Origin of the sequence: Azospirillum fermentarium (assembly GCF_025961205.1) — a bacterium.
Lineage (GTDB): Bacteria > Pseudomonadota > Alphaproteobacteria > Azospirillales > Azospirillaceae > Azospirillum > Azospirillum fermentarium.
In genome coordinates this window covers 2,892,993-2,914,588 of the sequence record NZ_JAOQNH010000001.1, presented here as the reverse complement: position 1 = coordinate 2,914,588, position 21,596 = coordinate 2,892,993, and the positions used below count along the sequence as shown (strand labels likewise).

22 protein-coding genes are annotated in these 21,596 nt (G+C 68.7%); 15 read left to right on the top strand and 7 right to left on the bottom strand.

Features of this window, described 5'->3' with window-relative positions:
* Positions 1 to 4: 4 nt before the first annotated feature.
* The 3 genes from M2352_RS13620 to M2352_RS13610 are packed head-to-tail and all read left to right on the top strand — an operon-like array spanning position 5 to position 3,314.
* Positions 5 to 1,840 (top strand): ABC transporter permease, encoded by a 1,836-nt coding sequence (locus tag M2352_RS13620; RefSeq protein ID WP_264665017.1) that lies wholly within the window; start codon positions 5 to 7, stop codon positions 1,838 to 1,840.
* Positions 1,837 to 2,601 carry an ABC transporter ATP-binding protein gene (locus M2352_RS13615; protein ID WP_264665016.1) on the top strand — a complete coding sequence of 255 codons (765 nt, stop codon included), beginning with the start codon at positions 1,837 to 1,839 and terminating at the stop codon, positions 2,599 to 2,601. Before M2352_RS13620 ends, M2352_RS13615 begins: the two co-directional genes overlap by 4 nt.
* Positions 2,598 to 3,314: an ABC transporter ATP-binding protein gene (locus M2352_RS13610; RefSeq protein WP_264665015.1), complete on the top strand. Its 717-nt coding sequence runs from the start codon at positions 2,598 to 2,600 to the stop codon at positions 3,312 to 3,314. Before M2352_RS13615 ends, M2352_RS13610 begins: the two co-directional genes overlap by 4 nt.
* A gap of 44 nt (positions 3,315 to 3,358) precedes the next feature.
* On the opposite strand, the gene M2352_RS13605 is transcribed toward M2352_RS13610, so the two are convergent.
* The 4 genes from M2352_RS13605 to M2352_RS13590 form a co-directional block, all read right to left on the bottom strand.
* Positions 3,359 to 4,339: a MotE family protein gene (locus M2352_RS13605; protein WP_264665014.1), complete on the bottom strand. Its 981-nt coding sequence runs from the start codon at positions 4,337 to 4,339 to the stop codon at positions 3,359 to 3,361.
* Positions 4,340 to 4,508: 169 nt separating this feature from the next.
* Positions 4,509 to 5,342, bottom strand: coding sequence for a DUF6468 domain-containing protein (locus M2352_RS13600; RefSeq protein ID WP_264665013.1), 834 nt, complete (start codon positions 5,340 to 5,342; stop codon positions 4,509 to 4,511).
* A complete protein-coding gene (gene fliM / locus M2352_RS13595; RefSeq protein WP_264665012.1) occupies positions 5,339 to 6,427 on the bottom strand; it encodes a flagellar motor switch protein FliM in 1,089 nt (362 codons plus the stop codon). The genes M2352_RS13600 and fliM overlap by 4 nt, the downstream gene beginning before the upstream one ends.
* Positions 6,428 to 6,439: 12 nt before the next feature.
* Positions 6,440 to 6,964 (bottom strand): flagellar basal body-associated FliL family protein, encoded by a 525-nt coding sequence (locus M2352_RS13590; protein WP_264665011.1) that lies wholly within the window; start codon positions 6,962 to 6,964, stop codon positions 6,440 to 6,442.
* A gap of 495 nt (positions 6,965 to 7,459) precedes the next feature.
* Between M2352_RS13590 and flgF the strand changes: the two genes are divergently transcribed.
* From flgF to M2352_RS13535, 11 genes are all read left to right on the top strand, one after another.
* A complete protein-coding gene (gene flgF, locus M2352_RS13585) occupies positions 7,460 to 8,182 on the top strand; it encodes a flagellar basal-body rod protein FlgF (protein WP_264665010.1) in 723 nt (240 codons plus the stop codon).
* A 43-nt stretch (positions 8,183 to 8,225) separates the two neighbouring features.
* Positions 8,226 to 9,011 carry a flagellar basal-body rod protein FlgG gene (flgG, locus tag M2352_RS13580; protein WP_264665009.1) on the top strand — a complete coding sequence of 262 codons (786 nt, stop codon included), beginning with the start codon at positions 8,226 to 8,228 and terminating at the stop codon, positions 9,009 to 9,011.
* A gap of 50 nt (positions 9,012 to 9,061) precedes the next feature.
* A complete protein-coding gene (gene flgA / locus M2352_RS13575) occupies positions 9,062 to 9,826 on the top strand; it encodes a flagellar basal body P-ring formation chaperone FlgA (protein WP_264665008.1) in 765 nt (254 codons plus the stop codon).
* Between the two features lie 61 nt (positions 9,827 to 9,887).
* A complete protein-coding gene (gene flgH, locus M2352_RS13570; protein WP_264665366.1) occupies positions 9,888 to 10,673 on the top strand; it encodes a flagellar basal body L-ring protein FlgH in 786 nt (261 codons plus the stop codon).
* Positions 10,674 to 10,945: 272 nt separating this feature from the next.
* Positions 10,946 to 11,416: a DoxX family protein gene (locus M2352_RS13565; RefSeq protein WP_264665007.1), complete on the top strand. Its 471-nt coding sequence runs from the start codon at positions 10,946 to 10,948 to the stop codon at positions 11,414 to 11,416.
* Positions 11,417 to 11,558: 142 nt separating this feature from the next.
* On the top strand, positions 11,559 to 13,418 hold the full coding sequence (locus M2352_RS13560; protein ID WP_264665006.1) for a YjfK family protein: 1,860 nt from the start codon (positions 11,559 to 11,561) through the stop codon (positions 13,416 to 13,418).
* Between the two features lie 37 nt (positions 13,419 to 13,455).
* The gene (locus M2352_RS13555; RefSeq protein ID WP_264665005.1) at positions 13,456 to 13,881 is read left to right on the top strand and encodes a DUF350 domain-containing protein; all 426 of its coding nucleotides are present in this window, start codon (positions 13,456 to 13,458) and stop codon (positions 13,879 to 13,881) included.
* A 115-nt stretch (positions 13,882 to 13,996) separates the two neighbouring features.
* Positions 13,997 to 14,764, top strand: a complete 768-nt coding sequence (locus M2352_RS13550) for a hypothetical protein (RefSeq protein WP_264665004.1) — start codon at positions 13,997 to 13,999, stop codon at positions 14,762 to 14,764.
* 138 nt (positions 14,765 to 14,902) lie between these two features.
* Positions 14,903 to 15,289 carry a hypothetical protein gene (locus M2352_RS13545; RefSeq protein WP_264665003.1) on the top strand — a complete coding sequence of 129 codons (387 nt, stop codon included), beginning with the start codon at positions 14,903 to 14,905 and terminating at the stop codon, positions 15,287 to 15,289.
* A gap of 126 nt (positions 15,290 to 15,415) precedes the next feature.
* Positions 15,416 to 16,423: a YeiH family protein gene (locus tag M2352_RS13540; protein WP_264665002.1), complete on the top strand. Its 1,008-nt coding sequence runs from the start codon at positions 15,416 to 15,418 to the stop codon at positions 16,421 to 16,423.
* A gap of 10 nt (positions 16,424 to 16,433) precedes the next feature.
* A complete protein-coding gene (locus tag M2352_RS13535) occupies positions 16,434 to 17,342 on the top strand; it encodes a LysR family transcriptional regulator (RefSeq protein ID WP_264665001.1) in 909 nt (302 codons plus the stop codon).
* On the opposite strand, the gene M2352_RS13530 is transcribed toward M2352_RS13535, so the two are convergent.
* Positions 17,312 to 17,965, bottom strand: coding sequence for a LuxR C-terminal-related transcriptional regulator (locus M2352_RS13530; protein ID WP_264665000.1), 654 nt, complete (start codon positions 17,963 to 17,965; stop codon positions 17,312 to 17,314). The two genes, M2352_RS13535 and M2352_RS13530, sit on opposite strands and share 31 nt — an antisense overlap.
* Positions 17,966 to 18,190: 225 nt before the next feature.
* On the opposite strand from M2352_RS13530, the gene M2352_RS13525 reads away from it, so the two are divergent.
* The gene (locus M2352_RS13525; protein WP_264664999.1) at positions 18,191 to 18,826 is read left to right on the top strand and encodes a response regulator transcription factor; all 636 of its coding nucleotides are present in this window, start codon (positions 18,191 to 18,193) and stop codon (positions 18,824 to 18,826) included.
* 2 nt (positions 18,827 to 18,828) lie between these two features.
* Here M2352_RS13525 and hypD read toward each other — a convergent pair whose 3' ends face one another.
* Together hypD and M2352_RS13515 are read right to left on the bottom strand one after the other, a co-directional pair.
* Positions 18,829 to 19,950 carry a hydrogenase formation protein HypD gene (gene hypD, locus M2352_RS13520; protein ID WP_264664998.1) on the bottom strand — a complete coding sequence of 374 codons (1,122 nt, stop codon included), beginning with the start codon at positions 19,948 to 19,950 and terminating at the stop codon, positions 18,829 to 18,831.
* Positions 19,951 to 20,051: 101 nt separating this feature from the next.
* Complete coding sequence (locus M2352_RS13515; RefSeq protein WP_264665365.1) at positions 20,052 to 21,359, bottom strand: calcium-binding protein; 1,308 nt, start codon at positions 21,357 to 21,359, stop codon at positions 20,052 to 20,054.
* Between the last annotated feature and the right edge of the window lie 237 nt (positions 21,360 to 21,596).

Sequence of the window (21,596 nt, the reverse complement as noted above, 5' to 3'; positions counted from 1 at the left end):
AGGGGTGGGCTTCCTCCTGTCCCAGTTCCTGAGCGGGCTGGCCCAGGCGTCGTCGCTGTTTCTGGTGGCGTCGGGCCTGTCGATCATCTTCGGCGTCACCCGCATCGTGAACTTCGCCCACGGCTCCTTTTACATGATCGGGGCCTATGTGGCGTGCTGGGTGGCGCTGACGGTGGAAAGTGCCGCCGGCTTCTGGGGCGGCATCGCCGCCGGGGCGGTGGCCGCGGGTGCCTTGGGGGCGGTGATGGAGCGGGGGCTGCTGCGCCGGCTCTACCGCTCGCCGGAACTGTTCCAGTTGCTGGCCACCTTCGGCGTGGTGCTGGTGGTGCAGGATGCGGTGCTGGCGCTTTGGGGGCCGGAAGACCTGCTGGGGCCGCGGGCACCGGGGCTGACCGGGCGGGTGCGGCTGTGGGGACAGCCGGTGCCGCTCTACGACCTGTTCCTGATGGCGCTGGGGCCGGTGGTGTTCGCCGGCCTGTGGCTGCTGTTCCACAAGACCCGTTTGGGCGTGCTGGTGCGCGCGGCGACCGAGGACCGCGAAATGACCGCGGCGCTGGGCGTGAACCCGTCGCACCTGTTCACCGCCGTGCTGTTCCTGGGCTGCCTGCTGGCCGGGCTGGGGGGGGCGCTGCAGATCCCCCGCGGCTCGGTCAACCTGCACATGGACATGACCATGGTGGTGGACGCCTTCGTCGTGGTCGTGGTCGGCGGCTTGGGCAGTGTGGGCGGCGCCTTTCTCGCCGCGCTTCTGATCGGGCAGCTGCAGGCGTTCGGCATCCTGATCTTCCCGGAAATCACGCTGGTTCTGGTGTTCCTGGTGATGGCGGTGGTGCTGGTGCTGCGCCCCTATGGCCTGCTGGGCCGCCCGCCGGTGGAGGCGCGCGGGGGGGAGGCCGGACCGGTGCTGCGCCCCGCACCCCCATGGGCCGGGTGGATGGCCGTGGGGGCCGTGGCCGCGCTGGCGTGCGTGCCGCTGGTGGCCGGGGATTACGCGCTGGTGGTGCTGACCGAAACCCTGATCCTGGTGCTGTTCGCGGCCAGCCTGCACCTGCTGATGGGGCCGGGGGGCATGGTGTCGTTCGGGCACGCGGCGTGGTTCGGGCTGGGGGCCTATGCCGCCGCCCTGGTGGTCAGGCACGCCGGGCTGGGGCTGGGCGCCGGTCTGCCGGCGGCGCCGCTGCTGGCCGCCGCGGGGGCGCTGGTGGCCGGGTGGTTCTGCGTCCGGCTGTCGGGGGTATATCTGGCCATGCTGACGCTGGCCTTCGCGCAGATCCTGTGGTCGGTGGCGTTCCAGTGGACGGCGGTTACCGGCGGCGACAACGGCGTTTTGGGGGTATGGCCGTCGGGACCGTTCGCGGCGCGCTGGGCCTATTACGAACTGACGCTGGTGCTGGTGGTGGCCGGGGTGGTGGCGCTGCGGCGGGTGGTGTTCGCGCCGTTCGGCTGGGCGCTCAGGGCCGGGCGCGATTCCCCGCTGCGGGCGGAGGCGCTGGGCATCGACGTGCGGCGGAACCAGTGGGTGGCCTTCACCGCCGCCGGGGCCTTCGCCGGGCTGGCCGGCGGCCTGGACGCCTTTGCCAAGGGCAGCGTGTTTCCCACCCACCTCGACATCCCGACCTCGGTGGACGGGCTGGTGATGGTGCTGCTGGGCGGGGTGCAGACGCTGGCCGGGCCGCTGGTGGGAGCGGTGGTGTTCCACGGGCTGGAGACGGAGATGCTGCGTCACGTTCCCTATTGGCGCGCGGTGCTGGGGGGCATCATCATCGTGCTGGTGCTGGCCTTCCCCCAGGGCATCGTCGGCGCCCTGACCCGCCGTTTCGGCCGGAGCCACGAGTCATGACCGTGCTGGCGGTGTCCGGGCTGGCCAAGGCGTACGGCGGGGTGCAGGCGGTGCGCGGCGTGTCCTTCACGCTGGCCGCCGGGGAGATGCTGGCGCTGATCGGCCCGAACGGGGCGGGGAAATCCACCTGCTTCAACATGCTGAACGGGCAGGTGCGGCCCGACGCCGGGTCGGTGCGGCTCCTGGGCCGCGAGATCGCCGGGCTGCCGCCGCGGGCGGTGTGGCGGCTGGGGGTGGGGCGCACCTTTCAGATCACCGCCACCTTTGCCGGCATGACGGTGGCGGAGAACGTGCAGACGGCGCTGCTGTCCCATCACCGCCGCCTGCTGGGCTGGTGGCGCCCGGCGGCCCGGCTGTACCGGGACGAGGCGATGGACCTGCTGGCGCGGGTGGGCATGGGGGGCCAAGCCGATCGCCCGGCGGCGGTGCTGGCCTATGGCGACCTCAAGCGGCTGGAACTGGCGCTGGCGCTGGCCAACGGGCCGAAACTGCTGCTGATGGACGAACCCGCCGCCGGCATGGCCCCGGCGGAGCGGGAGGCGCTGATGCACCTGACCGCCGGCGTGGCGCGGGAGCAGGGGGTGGCGGTGCTGTTCACCGAGCACGACATGGACGCGGTGTTCGCCCACGCCCACCGCATCATCGTCATGCACCAGGGCGCGCTGATCGCCGAGGGCTCCCCCGCCGCCGTGCGTGCCGATCCCCAGGTGCAGGCGGTCTATCTCGGCTCCGGTGCCCTGTTCGGCGGAGGTAAGCCATGAGCACCGAGCCGTTGCTGACGGTGGAGGATCTCCACGCCTTCTACGGCCGTGCCCACATCCTGCACGGCGTCTCCCTGTCGGTGGCGGCGGGGGAGGTGGTGGCGCTGATGGGCCGCAACGGTGCGGGCAAATCCACGACGCTGCGCGCCATCATGGGTTTGGTGGAGAACCGCCGCGGGCGCGTGACCTTTGCCGGCCAGGATACGTCACGCCTGCCCCCCCACCGCATCGCCCGGCTGGGGCTGGGGTATGTGCCCGAAGACCGGCGTGTCTTCGCCGGTCTGACCGTGCTGGAAAACCTGGAGGTGGGGCGCCGCCCGCCGCGGGCGGACGCGCCGGCCTGGACCGCCGAGCGGCTGTTCGACCTGTTCCCCAATCTGGCCGAGATGCGCCACCGCCCCGGCGGGCGCATGAGCGGCGGCGAGCAGCAGATGCTGACCATCGCCCGCACCCTGATGGGCAACCCGCGCCTGATCCTGCTGGATGAACCGTCGGAGGGGCTGGCCCCCCGCATCGTGGAGATGATGGCGGAGGCCATCGCCACCGTGAAGCGCGAGGGGCTGGCGGTGCTGCTGTGCGAACAGAGCCTGCCCTTTGCCGGGCTGGTGGCCGACCGCGCCGTGGTGATCGCAACGGGGAATGTGCGGCACATCGGGCCGATGGCGGATCTGATGGCCGATGGGGAAACGCGGCGGGCCTATCTGGCGGTGTAGGGGGGTATTCCCCCTCCCCCCGGTGGGGCGAGGGGCTGTCCGGTTTACTGCGGCGCTTGCGGCAGGGTCTTGCGTTCCATCAGGGCGGCGGTGACTTCCTTGGCCTTCACCGGCTCCATGGCCGCCAGGATCGGGGCGGTTTTGGTTTCCTTCATCTTCTGGATCACGCTCAGCAGGATCGGCATGTCCATTTCCTCGAAGATGCGGGCCGCTTCCTTCGGCTTCATGGTCTCATAGATCTTCACCAGGCTTTCCACCTGGGCCGACTGCTGTTCGTCGCCGGTCTTCAGCAGCTTCTGGATGTCGGACCGGACCTTGTCCAGCTCCTGCAGCTTCTGGTCGATGCGCTTTTCCGCCGCTTCCAGCAGCGCCTGACGCTGGTCGATCTCGCGCGCGCGGCGGTCCAGTTCGGCGCGGCGCTCGGCGTAGTGCTGAAGGATTTCCGGGTCGGTGGGGCCGGTCCGCTCACCCGACGGCCCCAGGGAGGCGGTGTTGTAGGCCGGCACCGCCTGACCCGCGGTGCGTTCGGCGGCGGGGGCCTGCTCGCCGCGGGCGGCCTCGGCCTTCGGCGCCGTGGCGCCGCCCTTGTTGGCGCCGTTGGCCCCGGCGGCGGCTTTGTCCTCGCCGGGCTTCTGGGGTGATTGGGCCATGCTGGTGGGGAATTCCGGCATCTGGGAATCGCGCATCACCAGCCGCCACAGGTCGCCCACCCGCAACCCCAGCATCAGCACCGCCATGAAGATCATGATCGGCAGAACCCGCGGGCGCAGGGCGTTGAACCAGCCCTTCAGCCGCTCGCCCAGCGGCACCGACGGCGCCTTTTCCTTCTTGGGTGCCCGTTCCTTGGCGGTGTTCTTGGGGGCCGCACGCTTGGGCGCCGCCGCCGGGGCCGCCGCGCGGGGAGCGGGCAGGGAGGCGGTCACCGGACCGGCGGCGCGCGCCGTGGTCTTGGCCGAGGTGGAGCGGGTGGCCGCCGGCTGTCCCGGATTGGGCGATCCCTGGTTGGTCGTGCCGGGATAGGTCATGGCGGGTGCCTCGATAGCGCGGGTCGGACGCTCACTGTACGGTCAGTGTGCGTGCGAACCATAAAGAACCGATTAACTCAAATGCATGGCATTAGGGGTGTATCGAAACGGCAACAGTGTGGCCCCGCAGTGCCCCGAGTCGCCGTTTTCCCCGTCTTCCGATCCGGTCTCAGCGCCGGTTTTCGATGGCGCGCAGCAGTTCGCGTTCGGCGCGGGACAGGTTTTCCTCCCCCTCGCGCACCCGTTCGCCGCCGCCATAGCCCGACTCGGTGCCACCGCCCGTGGTCCGCCGGACCAGGGGGGGCAGGGCGTCGTCGTCGCCGTGCGCATCCTCGTCCAGCAGGGGGCGCAGGGCCGCCATGGCCGCCGGGCGCGGGCCGCCGCCCAGGCCGCCGCCGCCCAAACCCCCACCGCCGGTGCCGCCGCCTCCCAGGCCGCTGCCGCCGCCCAGGCCACCGCCGCCGGACGGACGCACGGACCGCGGGGTGCTCAGGCCGTTGCTGCCCCCCCGCTCGCCCAGCCCCCGCTCGCCCAGCCCCCGCTCGCCCAGGCTGCTCCGGTCACCCAGACCGCGGTCGCCCAGTCCCCGCTCACCCAGTCCCCGCTCACCCAGCCCGCCGCGGTCGAGCCCGCCGCGGTCGCCCAGGCCGGGCTCGCCGGCGCTGCGCGACACGGCGCGGACGGCATCGGTCTGGCCGCTCAGCCGGTCGGCCAGGGTGTTGGCGGCCTCGATCATGAACTGCAATTCGTCGCGCAGGCCGGCGGCCTTGTCGATGGTGCGCTGGAGCGATTCCCCGCTTTCGCTGGCGGTGCGCTTCAGCCCGCGCACGCTGGCGTCGGCCTTGGCCATGGCCTCGTTCAGGCCCTTGACCAGCTCGATCATCTCGCCCCGGCTTTCGCGCAGGCGGACGATCTGGCGGTTGAGGATGATGGCGTAGACGATGGTGGCGACCAGCAGGATCACCATCAGAAGGTCGAGCGCCAAAGTCAGCGTCGGACTCATAGCCGCATAACCTCCTGCTTGGGCAGTTCCTTTTCGATCTTGACGGCGATGTGGCCGCCCTTGCGCCCCATCCGTCCCTGGAACATCGACACGTCGCCGCAGCGAAGCTCGATGGCACCGTCGGGCGTGGCGTTCAACAGGATGCGGGTGCCGACACGCCAGTTCAGCACATCGTGCAGCGTCATCGTCACCTCGTCCAGCACCGCCGATATGTCCACGTCGGTGACCAGCAATTCCGAGGCGAGGTGGGTTTCCCAGATCGAGTCGCGGCCGAACTTTTCACCCATGAACATCTGGAGCAGCAGCTCGCGCACCGGCTCCAGCGTCGCGTACGGGATCATCAGCTCCAGGCGCCCGCCGCGGTCCTCCATGTCGATGCGCAGCTTGACCAGCACGGCGGCGTTGGCGGGCCGGGCGATGGTGGCGAAACGCGGGTTGGTTTCCAGCCGGTCGAAACGGAACGTGACGGGCGACAGCGGGTCGAACGCCGCCGACAGGTCCGACAGCACCACGTGCACCATGCGTTCGACCAGATTGCGTTCGATGGTGGTGTAGGGCCGCCCCTCGATGCGCATGGCCGCCGTGCCGCGCCGCCCGCCCAGCAGCACGTCCACGATGGAATAGATCAGCGCCGAATCCACGACCATCAGGCCGTAGTTGTCCCATTCCTCCGCCTTGAACACCGACAGCATGGCGGGCAGGGGGATCGAGTTGAGGTAGTCGCCGAAACGCACCGAGGAGATCTGGTCCAGCGAGACTTCCACGTTGTCCGAGGTGAAGTTGCGCAGGGACGTGGACATCATGCGGACGAGGCGGTCGAAGACCACCTCCAGCATCGGCAGGCGTTCGTAGTTGACGAGCGCCGAATTGACCAGTGCTATGATGCCGGAATTGTCGCTGTCGCCGGCCCCGCCCTGGTCGAAGCCCAGCAGGCTGTCGATTTCGTCCTGGTTCAGAACGCGGGTGGAGCCGCCGTCGCCGCCCCCGCCCATGTCGCCCATGTCGCCGCCGGCCCCTTCCTCGGCCAGTGCGGCCCATTCCGCGGCAAGACGTTCGTCCTCGCTCAGCTCCTCGGTGTTGCTCATGGCGCGTCCCCGTTACTGAACCAGCATCTCGCGGAACAGAACGTCCTTGACCTTGACCGGGAACGCGGCGGCGGAAATCCGCAGCAGCAGCTCCTGGCGCAGCCGGTACATGCCGGCCGATCCCCTCAGATCTTCCAGCCGCAGCTCGCGCAGGTAAACCTGAAAATTATCGACGATGCGCGGCAGCACGTGCTCGATGGACGGGATGTCCTCCTGCTTGGCCACCTGGATCGAAATGCGGATCTTCAGGAACGCCGGGCGCTTGCCGGCGGCGTTCAGGTTCACCAGCATGTCGGGCAGGTCGTAGAAGATCGGCGGGCCGGCGTGCTCCTCGGGCGGGGGCTGCTCGCTGGGGGGCGGCGCCTCCTCCTCCTCCTTGTGGCCGAGCAGCGAATTGAGGATGCCGGAGAAATAAAGCCCGGCCCCGGCCCCGATCAGCAGCACCAGCGGCAGGACGACGAACAGCACCAGCTTCTTGCCGCTGAATTTCTTCCGCGGGAGGCCCTCGCCAACGTCGCCTTCTGCTTCGGCTGTCATGAAAAACCCGTCCTCGCACCCGTCATGCCCATCACGGCGGCCGGCTTTGGACCGACGGTGGCCACCGTACCCAGATGATAGTTAATAAAGCCTTATGCCCCCGATCGCCACCTTTTCCGGCACGGTTCTTGAACCGGGCACCGCTGGAAAACCGCTGCCGGCCCCGGGCTGTCCGGCGGTTTGCCCGCGGCCGCCCGTTTCCGGGCCTCAAGGCCCGCACCCGGTGACAGCCGGGGGCGGGAACGCCCCCGTGCTGCCGCGCCATACCCGGCAAGATCGGCCCGGCTTTCCGGTGCCGATCCCGCCCCAGGGCGGCCCTTGCCCGGCAAAAGCTGCCGACACCCCCCGGTCTCGTGGGGGTGGCCGCCCCGTCCTGCCCATGTTCCGGTGGTTTCCGATGCCGCCCGGCATTTGGCACGCCCTGTGCAATGCCTTTTCCACCGGCGCCACCCCGGCGCACACCATGGACGAAGAGCAGGACGAAGAGGCCGTACGATGGAAAATTCGATCTACATCTCCCTGTCCCGTCAATCCGCGCTGCGCCGGCAGATGGACACCATCGCCAACAACATCGCCAACATGAACACCACCGGCTTCAAGCAGCAGCGCATGCTGTTCACCGAATTCCTGGAACGGCCCGGGATGCACGAGCAGGCCAGCTTCGTCCAGGACCGGGCGGTGGTGCGGGATCTGACGCCGGGCATGCTGGCGTCCACCAACAACCCGCTGGATCTGGGCCTGACCGGCCCCGGCTATTTCACCGTCGATACCATGAGCGGGCGCCGCTACACCCGCAACGGCAACTTCTCGATGAACGAGACCCGGCAGCTTGTGGACGTCAACGGCCTGCCGGTGCTGGGCGACAACGGCCAGCCGATCACCATCCCCGCGGGGGTGAGGAACATCGAGGTCCGCGGCGACGGCACCGTGCGCACCGAGCTGGGCGACGTGGCCCGGCTCAATCTGGTGCGTTTCGACAAGGAACAGTTGATGACCGAGGCCGGCGGCGGCCTGTACGTCACCGACGAGGAACCCAAGCCCATCGGCCCCGACACCAAAGTGGCACAGGGAATGCTTGAGAATTCCAACGTCAAGCCGGTCGTGGAAATGACCTCCATGATCGAGGTGATGCGGCAATACGGACAGGCCCAGAAGATGATCGACACCGAACACGAACGCATCCGCACCATGATCCAGCGCATGGGCCGCGCGGTCTGACCGTCCGTCGTCGTCAACTCCGGGTAGGAAGGGAACCAAGACCATGCGCAGCCTCGCCATCGGCGCCACCGGAATGCTGGCCCAGCAGCTCAACGTCGAAACCATCTCCAACAACATCGCCAACGCGACGACCACGGGCTTCAAGAAGCAGCGCGCGGAATTCCAGGATCTGCTGTACCAGAACTTCCGCCGCATCGGCTCCACCTCGTCCGACGCCGGCACGGTGGTTCCCACCGGCGTGCAGGTGGGGGCGGGCGTGCGCGTGGCCGCCGTGGGCCGCATCCTGGAACAGGGCAACCTGACCGTCACCGACAACAAGCTGGACGTGGCCGTCAACGGCTCGGGCTATTTCCAGGTGCTGCTGCCCAGCGGCGAGACCGCCTACACCCGTGCGGGCAACTTCAAGCTGTCGCCCGAGGGCATCATCGTCACCGCCGACGGTTACCAGCTTCAGCCCGCCATCACCGTGCCGGCGGAAGCCACCGACGTGGCCATCAACTCCTCGGGCGAGGTGCTGGTGAAGCTGGACGGGCAGGTGGCGCAGCAGAACGTCGGCCAGATCCAGCTTTCGACCTTCGCCAACGCCGCCGGCCTGGAAGCCATCGGCGACAACCTGTTCCTGCAAAGCACGGCATCGGGCGAAGCGGTGGGCGGCAACCCCGGCGCTCCCGGTTTCGGGCGGCTGGTCCAGGGGGCGCTGGAAACCTCCAACGTCAACATCGTGCAGGAAATCACCACCCTGATTTCCGCCCAGCGTGCCTATGAAATGAATTCCAAGGTCATCAAGACCACCGACGAAATGATGCAGGCGGCCACCCAGCTCCGGTAACGGCGCCCCGGTCTTCCTGATTACCTTTCATCGTCTCTGGAGTATCCGCCATGTCCCGTTTCATGTCCTCCCTGGCTTTCGGCGCTGCGCTGTTCCTGGCCCCGGTTGGCGCGTTTACCGCGGCCCCGGCGCTGGCCGCCCCCGCCGCCGCCGACATGGTGGTCTATGGCGGGGCGCACGCCGAGGCCGCCATGGCCCGGGCGCTGGAACCCCAGATCGGCACCGGGCAGGTGCATGTGGAATTCGACAACCGCGCGCTGGAAGTGCGCGCCTGGGGCGAGGGCGTGCAGGGGCTGAAGGTGGAAAACCTGTTCTTCGCCCCCGTGTCGGGCCGTTTCGCCGCCGAATTCGTGGTGCCCGGCTCCAGCCCGGCGGTGCGGGTGCCGGTGTCGGGCCGGGCGTGGGGGGTGATGCAGGTGCCGGTCCTGTCCCGCCGCGTGGCCCCCGGCGACACCATCGGCCCCGACGACATCATCATGACCGACGTGCGCGCCGACCAGACCGGCGCCGACACCGCCAACAGCGAAGTGCAGCTTGTGGGCATGGTGCCCCGCCGCGGCATCGCGGTGGGCCAGCCGGTCCGCCTGCGCGACGTGCAGACCCCGCGGGTGGTGGACAAGGGCGCCCTGGTCACCATCAGCCTGGTGTCCAACGCCATCCAGCTCACCGCCCAGGGCAAGGCCCTGCAGGACGGCGGGCGCGGCGACGTGATCCGCGTCGTCAACACCCAATCGAACCGCATCATCGAGGCCACCGTGGCCGGCCCCAATCACGTGTCCGTGGCAAAGCCCGTGACACCGGCCCTGACGCAGTGAGGAGAAAGCTCCCATGACCGCCATCACCCGCCGTATCCCCGCTCATCAGGGCACCGCCGCCATGACTGGTACCGCCGCTTCCCGCACCCCCGCATCCCGTCTGGTCCTGCGTCTGGCGCTGCTGGGCGCCGTGGCCGCCGGCCTGCCGGCCTGCAACGCCCTGTCGCGCATGTCCGACATCGGCAGCGCCCCGGAAATGACCCGCATCCAGGATCCGCAGGCCAACCCCAACTACCAGCCGGTCAGCCTGCCCATGCCGACCCCGGTGCCGGCGGAACGCAACCCCAACTCCCTGTGGCGGACGGGGGCCAAGGCGTTCTTCAAGGACCAGCGGGCCGCCAAGGTGGGCGACATCATGACCGTCTCGATCACCATCGACGACAAGGCCCAGATCAACAACACCACCACGCGGTCGCGCAACAACTCCGAAAACGCCGGCATCCCCGGCTTCTTCGGGCTGGAAGGGGCGGCGGGGCTGAACAAGATCCTCCCCGAAGAGGCCACGGGCGCCAATCTGATCAGCGCCACCAGCTCCACCAGCAACACCGGCAACGGCGGCGTCAACCGCAAGGAACAGATCAACCTGAAGGTCGCGGCCCTGGTGACCCAGGTGCTCCCCAACGGCAATCTGGTCATCCAGGGCCGGCAGGAGGTGCGGGTGAATTACGAGCTGCGCGACCTGCAGATCACCGGCGTGGTCCGGCCCGAGGACATCACGGCCCAGAACACCGTGACCTATGAAAAGATCGCCGAGGCCCGCATCTCCTACGGCGGCCGCGGCCAGATCACCGACGTGCAGCAGCCGCGCTACGGCCAGCAGCTCTTCGACATCATCATGCCCTGGTAAAAAGGGGCCTGTTCAAAAATACCGACGGGCAAAAAGCACCCGCCCCCGTGCCACGGGGCGGGTGCTTTTTGCCGTGGGCAAGGACCGCCCCCCCGGCAAAAGCAGGCGGGCAGGGTTTGCCGGGCGGCATCCCTGGTATTGTTTCATGAAAAGGAACAATCATGTGAAAACGCGGCTGATTATCGGGGGAAAGAGAACGGGTATGGTTCTTTCAACGGCGGCACCGGCCGCCACCGACTTCCAGACCGAACCCGAGACCAAGGAACACCGCCATGTCCTTCTCCGCCCTCTCCTCCACCGGCCTGCGTGACCGTGTTGCCGTGATCGACCGCCTGTCCGTGTTCAGCGATCCGCTGGTGCGGGTGACCGCGGGGCTGCTGCTGATGCCCCACGGGGCGCAGAAGCTGTTCGGCCTGTTCGGCGGCTATGGGCTGACCGCCACGGGCGAGTTCTTCGCCACCCAGCTTGGGCTGCACCCCGGCATCGTCTTTGCCCTGCTGGCCGGTCTGGTGGAATTCTTCGGCGGCCTGGCGCTGGTGCTGGGGCTGCTGACCCGCCCGGCGGCGCTGGCGGTGGCGGCCCTGATGGGGGTGGCGGTGGTCCAGGTCCACCTGGGCAACGGCTTCTTCTGGACCAGCGGCGGCTATGAATACCCGCTGATGTGGGGGCTGACCGCGGTGGCCATCGCGCTGAAGGGCGGGGACCGCTTCTCGCTGGACCGCCGGCTCGGCCTGCCGCTGTGATGCGGTGCCGATAATATAAGGAACGGGGGGCGGGGCGGGCGGGGCCGATGGGGTCCGCCCGCCCCGCCCCGTTTGCGTGGCCGTTGCGCTTTTTGGATTATCCCCCAATATGATGGCGCACGGCTTTGGGGGAGACGTCGGGATGAGGCCGAAGCGCATCGGCAAATGGTTGCGGGCTGGTTTTCTGTCGGCCCTGGTGGCGCTGCAACCCGCGGCCGGGGCTCCGGTCCTGCGGCTGGCGGCCGTCGGCGCCGCCACGGTGTTGGCGGTCGAAACCATCGCCCCGGCGGAGGCCCGTGCACGGTCTTCGTCGTCGGGCCGGTCGTCGGGGGGCTATTCCCGCCCGTCGTCCTCGCGTACTCCGTCGGTGGGCAGCAGCACAGGCAGCGGCAGCGGCGGGTACGGCCGCCCGTCCTCGTCCTTCTTCGGCTCGTCCTCCGGTTCGTCCGACTCGTCCGCCGCCCCATCGCGCACCCCGTCCATCGGGTCGCTGTTCGGCGGGTGGTCGGACGGCAGCAAGGGCACGGCGGCGGGGAACGCCACCTCCAGCGGCGGCTATGCCCGCCCCAGCGGCTCGGCCACCGTGGCGCCGCCGCCGGCATCGGCGGGCGACAGCGCCGTCAGCCGTCAGGGATCGGCGGACGCGCTGAACCGTTACCGCACGCCCCCTCCCACCGCCCCGGCCCCGTCGGCGCCATCGGCCCCGGCCTCTCCGTCTTCATCCGCGCCGTCCTCGTCGGGCGGCGGGTGGTTCGGGGGATCGTCCTCGTCGGGCGGAGGGTTCCGCTACCCGTCGCCCCCCCGCACGCCCAGCGCCCAGCCGGCCCCGGCGCCGCGGCCATACCCCGACGTCTACCGCGGGTACGGCTGGACGCCGCCGGCCTACGCCATGAACGGGCCGCGGCGGTTCGGCATCTGGGACGGGGTGTTCCTGTGGTTCATGCTCAGCACCCTGACCCAGCCGGGGCACGCCGCCTTCTTCCACGACAACGCCGACGACCCCGGCTACCGCCAATGGCGGACGGAGGCCGAGCGGGTGGCCCAGAGCGACCCGCAGGTGCGCGAGAATCTGGCCCTGCTCGACGCCCGCGTGGCCGAACAGGCCGGCACCCCCCGCCAGCCGGGCCGCGTGCCCGCCGACATTCCGGCGGAGGTGGCGAAGGCGGGCGACAGTCAGACCGCGCCCGCCACGGCCCCGGCCAAGAGCGGCGGATCCGGCTGGGTGGCGTTTCTTGTTCTGGTCGTCCTGGCCGTTGCGGCCATCGTCATCCTGCGCCGGATCCGTGCCCGTGCCCGCGCCGCGTCCGCCGCCCCATCCCCCGCATCCAACCCGCAGGAGTCCGAACCCATGCTCGGCAGTCTGGGGAATTACGTCGGTTCCAAATTGTCCGGCCAGCCCTATCGCCCGTCGCTGTTCCGGGTGGGGATGGCCATGACCATCGACCCCACACCCTTCATCCTGGCCCAGGGAGCGACCAAGGTGACCGCCCCCGCCACCGGCGGCAACGGTCTGGTGTCGGTGGAGGCGGTGGGAACGCTGACCGCCGGCAACGCCGCGCTGTACCGGCTGTACCTGCCGGGCGGGGGCTTTTTCCAGATCCATCTGGACGCCAACAGCGTGCCCGACGAATGCCGCTATTTCGTGCCCATCGACCAGGTGGCCCCGGCGGACGGCGACGAGTGGGCCTTCTGGCTCGACCCGTCGGAGGGCATGGTGGGCTGGCCGGAGTTCCAGACCAAGGACGGCAAGCTCTATGCCCGCACCTGGATGCCGGGCGACCGGCGGGTGCAGCCGGTCCCCCTGTCCGAAGAGCGCAAAACCCTGCGCGGGACCGAGACCACCCAGTACCACGCCATGCTGTACGGTGCGGCCACGGGTGCCGCCGAACCGGCCCCGCCTTATGAATACATCCTGGTCAGCGTGGTGGAACGGAACGGGCAGGCGTGGGTGGACATCGCCGCCGGCATCGACGTGAACCCCGCGCAGCTTTCGCTGTCCTGATCCACATCCCTGTTTGACGAACGAACGGTCCGCCGCCATGCCCACAACCTTTGAATCCATTGTCCAGGCGCTCGGCTCCGGCCTGCCGGTGCTGCTGGTCCAACTGCTGGTCACGCTGGTCCTGCTGGTGATCGGGGTGGCGGTGTACAGCCGCATCACCCCCTTCGACGAACGGCGGCTGGTGGCGGAGGGGAACGCCGCCGCCGGACTGACCTATGGCGCGTCCATCGCCGCGCTGGCCATTCCGCTGGCCGCCACGCTGGCCACCAACGCCATGGTGATCGACATCATCCTGTGGGGCGCGGTGGCGCTGGTGCTCCAGCTCATCGCCTTTGCCGCCGCCACCCTGCTGATCCGCGGCCTGCACCGCCAGATCGAAGAGGGCAACGTGGCCTCCGCCGCCGTGCTGGCGGGCATGCAGGTGGCGGTTGCCCTGATCAACGCGGCGGCCATCGCCGGCTGATGCGGCGCGGCTGACGTTTCACCCCCCGGCCCCCCTTCACAGGGGGTGCCCCTCACACCATCTGTGCGGCGAGCCGATCCGGCGCCCGATCCTTCGTTCATAAGGAAATCCATCCATGTTTACCTTCATCCGCAACTTGGTGGGCGTTAAGACCGATCAGGCCATGCAGGGCGCCATGGAGGCCCTGGTCCGCTGGGATCCCCAGTCGGCGACCGAGGCGGAACTGCGCACCATGGAACAGCATCTGGATTCCCTGGGCCGCGAGGTCGCGCAGGCCCGTCAGTCCTATGACAAGGAGCAGAAGGAAGCCGACGCCATCAAGGCGCTGCTGGCCCAGCGCATGGCCGCCGCCGAACAGCTCCAGGCCCAGCTCGACGCCGCCACCGACCCGGCCCGCAAGGCGTCGCTGGAAAAGAGCCTGGAGACCATCGTCGGCCTGCTGGAAGAGATGACGCCCGAGGTGGAGCGGGAGGTGAAGGACGCCGAGGACGCCCTGAGCTTCCTGGAAATGCTGGAAAAGAACTATGCCGAGGCCGGGGCCAAGCTGAAGCGCGCCCGCTCCGACCTCGACCGCGCTCACCGCGACATGGCCCGCGCCGAACAGCAGCGCGAGGTGGCCGAACGCCAGGCCGAGGCCGCCCGCCGCGTCGCCGGCCTGACCGGCGCCACCAGCAGCCTGTCGGTGGCCCTGAAGGCCATGCAGGACGCCTCCGCCAAGGATCTGGCCGAAGCCGAGGCGGCCAGCGCCAAGGCCAAGCTGCTCACCCCGTCCAACCCGGAAAAGGAAGACCCCAACATCGCCGCCGCCATGGCCGCTGCGTCGGGCAAGCCGGCGGCCTCGTCCCTGTCGGAGCGTCTGGCGGCGCTGAAGGCCAAGAAGTAAGGCGGGCCACCGTTTCGAAGCCAAAAAGCCGTCCGGCGGACACGCCGGGCGGCTTTTTGTTTGGCCGGCGGAGCATGGCCGCCGCGTGTGTGGTAGGATGCGGTGAAATCTCGCGTCATTCGGGTGAAGGGGGCGCTTATGGTCGGTGGTGGCACCATCATTGGAAAGAAGAAGCCGCGGGACAGCGAAACCCTGCTGACGCCGGAGATGATGGACGAGGGCACCCGCCGCCGGGTGGTGCAGTTCCTCCAGACCATGGAAGCGGCCATCATGGAAGCCAACTGCGAGGTGATCGGCAAGCAGTTGCCCCATCTCGATGAAAAAACATTTCTGAAGGTCGCGGTGCGGGTGGCCGAGCTGCGCGCCGATTACGTCGCGCTGGGGCTCCACGTTGCCGAACAGCGCCACCCCGACCCCGCGGCGATCAAGCAACTGGCCCAGGCCCGGGTGGCGTACGAGGAAATGGCCGCCGTGTTCGATGCCGCCGAACGGGTGGTCAAGCGCGGGTACGTCAAGCTGGGGTAGGGGGATGCCAGACCGCTCGTTTCATCACCAAAAATGATCGAAACCATAAAAACAATCCGTTGGAATGATCGGTCGTAATTTCACATTCTTTCCCAGCAAAAACAAAACTGTGGAAAGAGCGTGGTTATGGAGACGGTGCTTACGGCAGGACGGCGCATGGCGCCGGGGCTGGCGCTGGCCGGAACGGTGGCGGCGGGGGCGTTCGGCGCCCGCCACGCCCTGGGGGTGGCCGCTCTCAGCCCGATGATTCTCGCCATTGTTCTGGGGGTAGGGGTGCGCGCGGCTGCGGGAATGCCGAACCGGCTGCGGCCCGGTGTCGGGCTGGCGGCGCGCACCTTGCTGCGGCTGGCGGTGGTGCTGCTGGGGGCGCAGGTGACGCTGGCCCAGGTGGGCGCCATCGGCGGCGGGGGTGTGCTGGTGCTGGCGGCCGCACTGGGCGGCACCTTCCTCTTTACCCTGTGGCTGGGCCGGGCCTTGGGGGTGGGGCAGGGGGTGGGGATGCTGATCGCCGCCGGAACCTCCATCTGCGGGGCCTCGGCGGTGGCGGCGGTGCGGTCGGTCACGCGGGCCGACGATGCCGACGTGGCCTATGCGGTGGCCTGCGTCACCCTGTTCGGCACGCTGGCCATGGTGCTGCTGCCGCTGGCGGCGGCGGTTCTGGGGCTGGACCCGGCGGCCTATGGCCTGTGGGTCGGCGCGTCGGTGCACGAGGTGGCGCAGGTGGTGGCCGCCGCCTATCAGCGCGGCGTGGAGGCGGGGGAGATCGGCACCGTCGCCAAGCTGGCGCGGGTGGTGATGCTGGCCCCGGTGGTGATGGCGCTGGGTCTGTGGCTGGCCCGTGGCGGCGGCGGGATGGCGGGTGAGGAGGGGGCGGCGCGCCCGCCGTTCCCGTGGTTCGTCGCCGGTTTCGCGGCGCTGGTGCTGGTCAACAGCCTGTTCCCCCTGCCGGCGTCGGTGACGGCGGCGGCGGGTGCGGCGTCGGTGGCGCTGCTGACGGTGGCGCTGGGGGCGCTGGGGCTGGAAACCGACCTGCGGGCGCTGAAGGCCAAGGGGCTGCGTCCGCTGGTTCTGGCGGCGGCGGCGTGGCTGTTCATCGCCGGCTTCAGCCTCGTGCTGGTGCGGGCGGTGGTGTAAAACACCGCCCATGACCCTGGAACAGCTTCGCATCTTCGTGGCCGTGGCCGAGCGTGAGCACATGACGCGGGCGGCGGACGCGCTGAACATCACCCAGTCGGCGGCCAGTGCGGCCATCCGCGCGCTGGAGACCCGTCACGGGGTGGCGCTGTTCCACCGGGTCGGGCGGCGCATCGAACTGACCCCCGCGGGCGGGGTGTTCCTGGACGAGGCCCGCGCCGTGCTGGCCCGGGCGGCGTCGGCGGAACGGGTGCTGGCCGACATGGGCGGGTTGGTGCGCGGCACCCTGGCGGTGCAGGCCAGCCAGACCATCGCCAGCTATTGGCTGCCCCGCCATCTGGTGGGCTTCCGTTCCGCCTTTCCCGGCATCGACGTGCATCTGGCCGTGGGCAACACCGCACAGGTGGCCCGCGGCGTGGCCGACGGGGCGGCGGAACTGGGATTCGTGGAAGGGGCGGTGGACGATCCCGCCCTGGCCCAGACCGTGGTCGGCTGGGACCGCATGGCGCTGGTGGTGCCCCCCGGCCACCCGTGGGCGGGGCAACAGGCCCTGCCCCCCGGCGTTCTGGCCGATGGGCCGTGGGTGTTGCGTGAACCGGGATCGGGCACGCGCTCGGTGTTCGAAGCGGCCCTGGACGGATTCGGGGTGGACCGTGCCGCCCTGCGCGTGGCGTTCGAACTGCCGTCCAACGAGGCGGTGCGGGCCGCGGTGGTGGCCGGCGGCGGGGCGACGGTGCTGTCGGCGATGGTGGCGGAACGGGATCTGGGGGCCGGAACCCTGGTGCGGGTGGGGGTGCCCTTTCCCGACCGCCCGTTCCACGCGCTGACCCACCGCGAGCGCACCCGCAGCCGGGCGGCGGCTGCCTTTCTGGCATCCATCGCGGCGGTTCAGGGCGGGTCGGGCGACAGGCCGTTCTGAATCGCCCACACCGCGGCCTGGGTGCGGTTCTGGGCCTGAATCTTCCGCATCACGTTCTTGAAATGCATCTTCACCGTGGATTCGGTGATGCAGAGCCGGCGGGCGATGGCCTTGTTGGATTGCCCCGCCAGCAGGCATTGCAGGATCTGCAGCTCCCGCCGCGACAGCATGCCGCCACCGTCCGCCGTGGGCGGGGTGGGGGCCGGCGGCGGGGACGGGGCGGCGGTTGTCAGCAGTTCCGCCGCGCTCAAGGGATAGACCGCTTCCCCCAGGGCCACCAGATGCAGGGCGCGGATCAGGGATTCCCGCGACATTCCCTTGTCCAGATAGGCGTCGGCCCCGCCGCGCAACGCCTGGGCCAACGGCTCGCCGCCGCTGCTGGACCCCAGAACCACCAGCCGGGCGCCGGTGTGGGCGCGCAGGCAGGGGAGGGCCCCGCCATCCAGCAGCGCCGCAGCGACGATCACAATGTCGGGGGAGGGAGGATGCTTCAGCGACGCCACCCCCGCCGCCACCGTGGGGGCCGTGGCCGCGATACGGAACGGGCTGCCGTCAAGAAGGGCTTCCAGCGCTGCCGAGAACAATTGATCGTGGTCGATCAATGTTACGAGTGCTTCCGTCATCGCCCATTTTCCCCGCGCCAAAAGAGTTGTGCTTTTTATGCAAAATAGTTTCTTTGCGTTTGTCTGTCCGATCTTCTATAGGAGAAGGCGGTTGTAACCATAGAAAACTTTGGGATAACGCCAATACTTCTGATTTTTCCATTTTTATCGAAATCAAGGCAAGGGCATCAACCGATGCAGGCTTTTTCTTATGCGGTGAACGGCGGTGCACGTCCGGCTGCGGCCATGGGGACGATTCTGCTGGTGGATCCCTATCCGCTGGTGCGCCACGGCTTCATCCTGGCGCTGCGCGGCGGCCAGCCGGGGGTGCGGGTGGCCGAGGCGGAATCGGTGGCCGAGGCGGTGGCACGGGCGGCATCCATCCCCGATCTGGCGCTGGTGCTGGTTGACCTGGATCTTGTTCCGCCGGACGGGGGCCGCCTGGGGCGGCTGCTGAAGGCTGTGGATCCGGCGCCGCTGCTGGTGCTGGCCGAAGGCGGCGACTCCACCGCGATCCGGGCGGCGATCCGGGCCGGGGCGCGGGGGTGCGTTCTGAAAAGCGGCACGGCGGCGGTGCTGGAGCACGCGGTCAAGCTGGCCCTGACGGGGGAAACCTTCCTGCCCTTGCCGCGGGCGGTGCTGGACGGCGGTGGGGGTGTGCCGCCCGCCGCAGCCCCCCGCCTGGACGGCTTGACCGAACGCCAGCGGGAGGTGTTCGACCTGCTCCTGGCCGGGCAATCCAACAAGGAAATCGCCCGCACCCTGGGTGTGCTGGAGGGGACGGTCAAGGTCCACGTGCGCGCCATCATGCAGAAACTGGGCGTGCGCAACCGGACGCAGGCGGCGGTGCTGGCGGCAACCGCCCAGAGCCGGTCCCCGTAACCTTACGCCGCGTGGTCGCGGAACCGCCCATAGGTGTAATGGGCGGCACAGGCCCCCTCCGCCGACACCATGCACGATCCCATGGGGTTTTCCGGGGTGCAGACGGTGCCGAACAGCTTGCAGTCGGCGGGGCGCTTCAGCCCGCGCAGGATGTCGGCGCACGCGCACGCCTTGTGGTCGGGCACGCTGCCGCCGCTCAGGGTGAAGTGCCGCTCGGCGTCGAAGGCGGCGAAGCCGTCGCGCAGGCGCAGGCCGCTGTCGGGCAGCGCCCCCAGCCCGCGCCATTCGAAGCTGGGGCGGGTTTCGAACACCTGCGCCACCAGCGCCTGCGCCTTGGTGTTGCCGTCGCGGGTGACGGCGCGGATGAACTGATTCTCCACCTCCGCCCGCCCGTCGTTGATCTGGTGGATCAGCATCAGGATCGACTGCATCACGTCCAGCGGCTCGAACCCCGACACCACCACCGGCTTGCGGCGGGTTTCGGCGAAATATTCGTACGGGCGGCTGCCGATGACGGTGGAGACATGGGCCGGGCCGATGAAGGCGTCGAGCGGCACCGTCGCCGCCTCTTCCGCGTTCAGGATGCCCTGAATGGCGGCGGGGGTCAGCACGTGGTTGCAATAGACCAGGAAATTGGTCAGCCCCTTGGCCTGGGCGGTCAGGACGGCGACGGCGGTGGGCGGCGTGGTCGTCTCGAACCCGATGGCGAAGAACACCACCCGGCGGTCGGGATTGGCCTCTGCGATCCTCACCGCGTCCAGGGTGGACAGCACCATGCGCACGTCGGCCCCGTCGGCCTTGGCCTTCACCAGCGACAAGCGCCCCGATCCCGGCACCCGCATCACGTCGCCATAGGTGCACAGGATCACGCCCGGCTGGCGGGCGATGGCGATGGCGTCGTCGATCCGCCCCACCGGCAGGACGCACACCGGGCACCCCGGCCCGTGGATCAACCGCACATTGGCCGGCAGCAGGTCGGGAAGGCCGTAGCGGGCGATGGCATGGGTGTGTCCGCCGCAGAATTCCATGATGCGGTACACCCGGTCGGGCCGCACCGCCTGGGCGATGGCCCCGGCCAGGGTGCGGGCCAGACCGGCGTCACGGAATTCATCGACGTACTTCATGGGGCGGTCCCTCGGGCCAGGATGCGGGTGTGCTGGGCCGCAGTTGGCCGCAAAGCCGCCCTTTCCCGCGTTGATCCGTATCAAGCGGGATGCCGGCGGGTTCAGAAATACTGGATCCAGGACGACGTGAACCGGGCTGCGGATACCCCGTTCAGCGTCACGGCGCTGCCGTCGGAGAAGGAAACCCAGGCGGTGCCGTTCGCCGCGGTGTTGAGCATATAAGGCGTGCCGCGGTCCAGAAGGATGCGGTCCCCCTCGGCGGCGTTGAAGTCCATGATGACGTCGTTGCCGGTCCCGGTGGTGTAATAGAACAGGTCGGCCCCGCCTTGCCCGTACAGGGTGTCGTTGCCGGCCCCGCCGATCAGCGTGTCGTTGCCGGTCCACGCGTGGAGTTGGTCGTCGCCGCTCCCCCCCTCCAGCCGGTCGGCCCCGGCGTCGCCGTACAGGAAATCGTCGTCCAGCCCCCCCAGCAGGGTGTCGTTGCCGTCCTGCCCCAGCAGGGTGTCGCTGCCGGCGGCCCCGGCAAGGGTGTCGTCGCCGGTCCAGCCGTGAAGCTGATCGTTGCCGTCCCCGCCGTCCAGGTGGTCGTTGCCCTCGTCCCCATACAGGCGGTCGTCGCCTTGGCCACCCAGCAGAAGGTCGCTGCCCTGCTGTCCCAGCATCGTGTCGTTTCCGGGGCCGCCGTACAGGGTGTCGTTGCCGGTCCAGCCATGGAGCACATCGTTGCCGGTGCCGCCGTCGAGGTAATCATTATCCTCGTCGCCATACAACTGGTCGTCGCCGTCCCCGCCCGACAACACGTCGTTGCCCCATTGCCCGAGCAGGACGTCGTTGCCGGTGTTGCCGATCAGGGTATCGTCGCCGGTCCAGCCGTGCAGCATGTCGTTACCGGTGCCACCGTCGAGGTAATCGTGATCCGCCTCGCCATACAGGGTATCGTGGTCTTCCTGCCCGAACAGGAAATCGTTGCCGCTTCCTCCGCTCAGCACGTCGTTGCCATAGGATCCGTACAGGGAATCGCTGCCCGCATCGCCGTACAGCCGGTCATTGCCGGCGGCGCCATGCAGGAAATCGTTGCCTGTGTACCCGCGCATGAGGTCGTTGCCGGCGCCCCCATCCAGATAGTCGCCCCACTGAAGGACCGTCGATAGGAATGTGTTCGTATTTCCATAATAAAGGTGACTCAGAAATGCCGAAACACTGAGGGGTGTTATTGATAAATCAAATAATTTATCACCATTAAGGTAATATTTAATCGAATTTACGAACCCTTTGTTATTATCTAAATTTGTGCCATTGTAGTAGAAACTTCCACCGATATCGATATATGAGCTGGATGATTCGGACAAACGGACGTTCGTTGCGTTTGCTGATGTGGTTGGTAAATATCGAATGTTGCCAATGCTCATATTTTCCATGTTAAAGGAGTATGTGTTCACGCTCAGCGTTGCCATTTTATCCCCTTTTATGTGAATATTAATTTACTATGGATTGTCGAAAGATACATTGTGGGCACAACCGAGTCAACGCCGGCAAGCCGGCGTTCGTACCTTTGGGTTGATTGGCGGGGCACCATAAAAAATCCCCCGGCCCGCTGGCGGCGGGCCGGGGGATTGGGCGCGGGTACGGCGGCCGGTTCAGGGGGA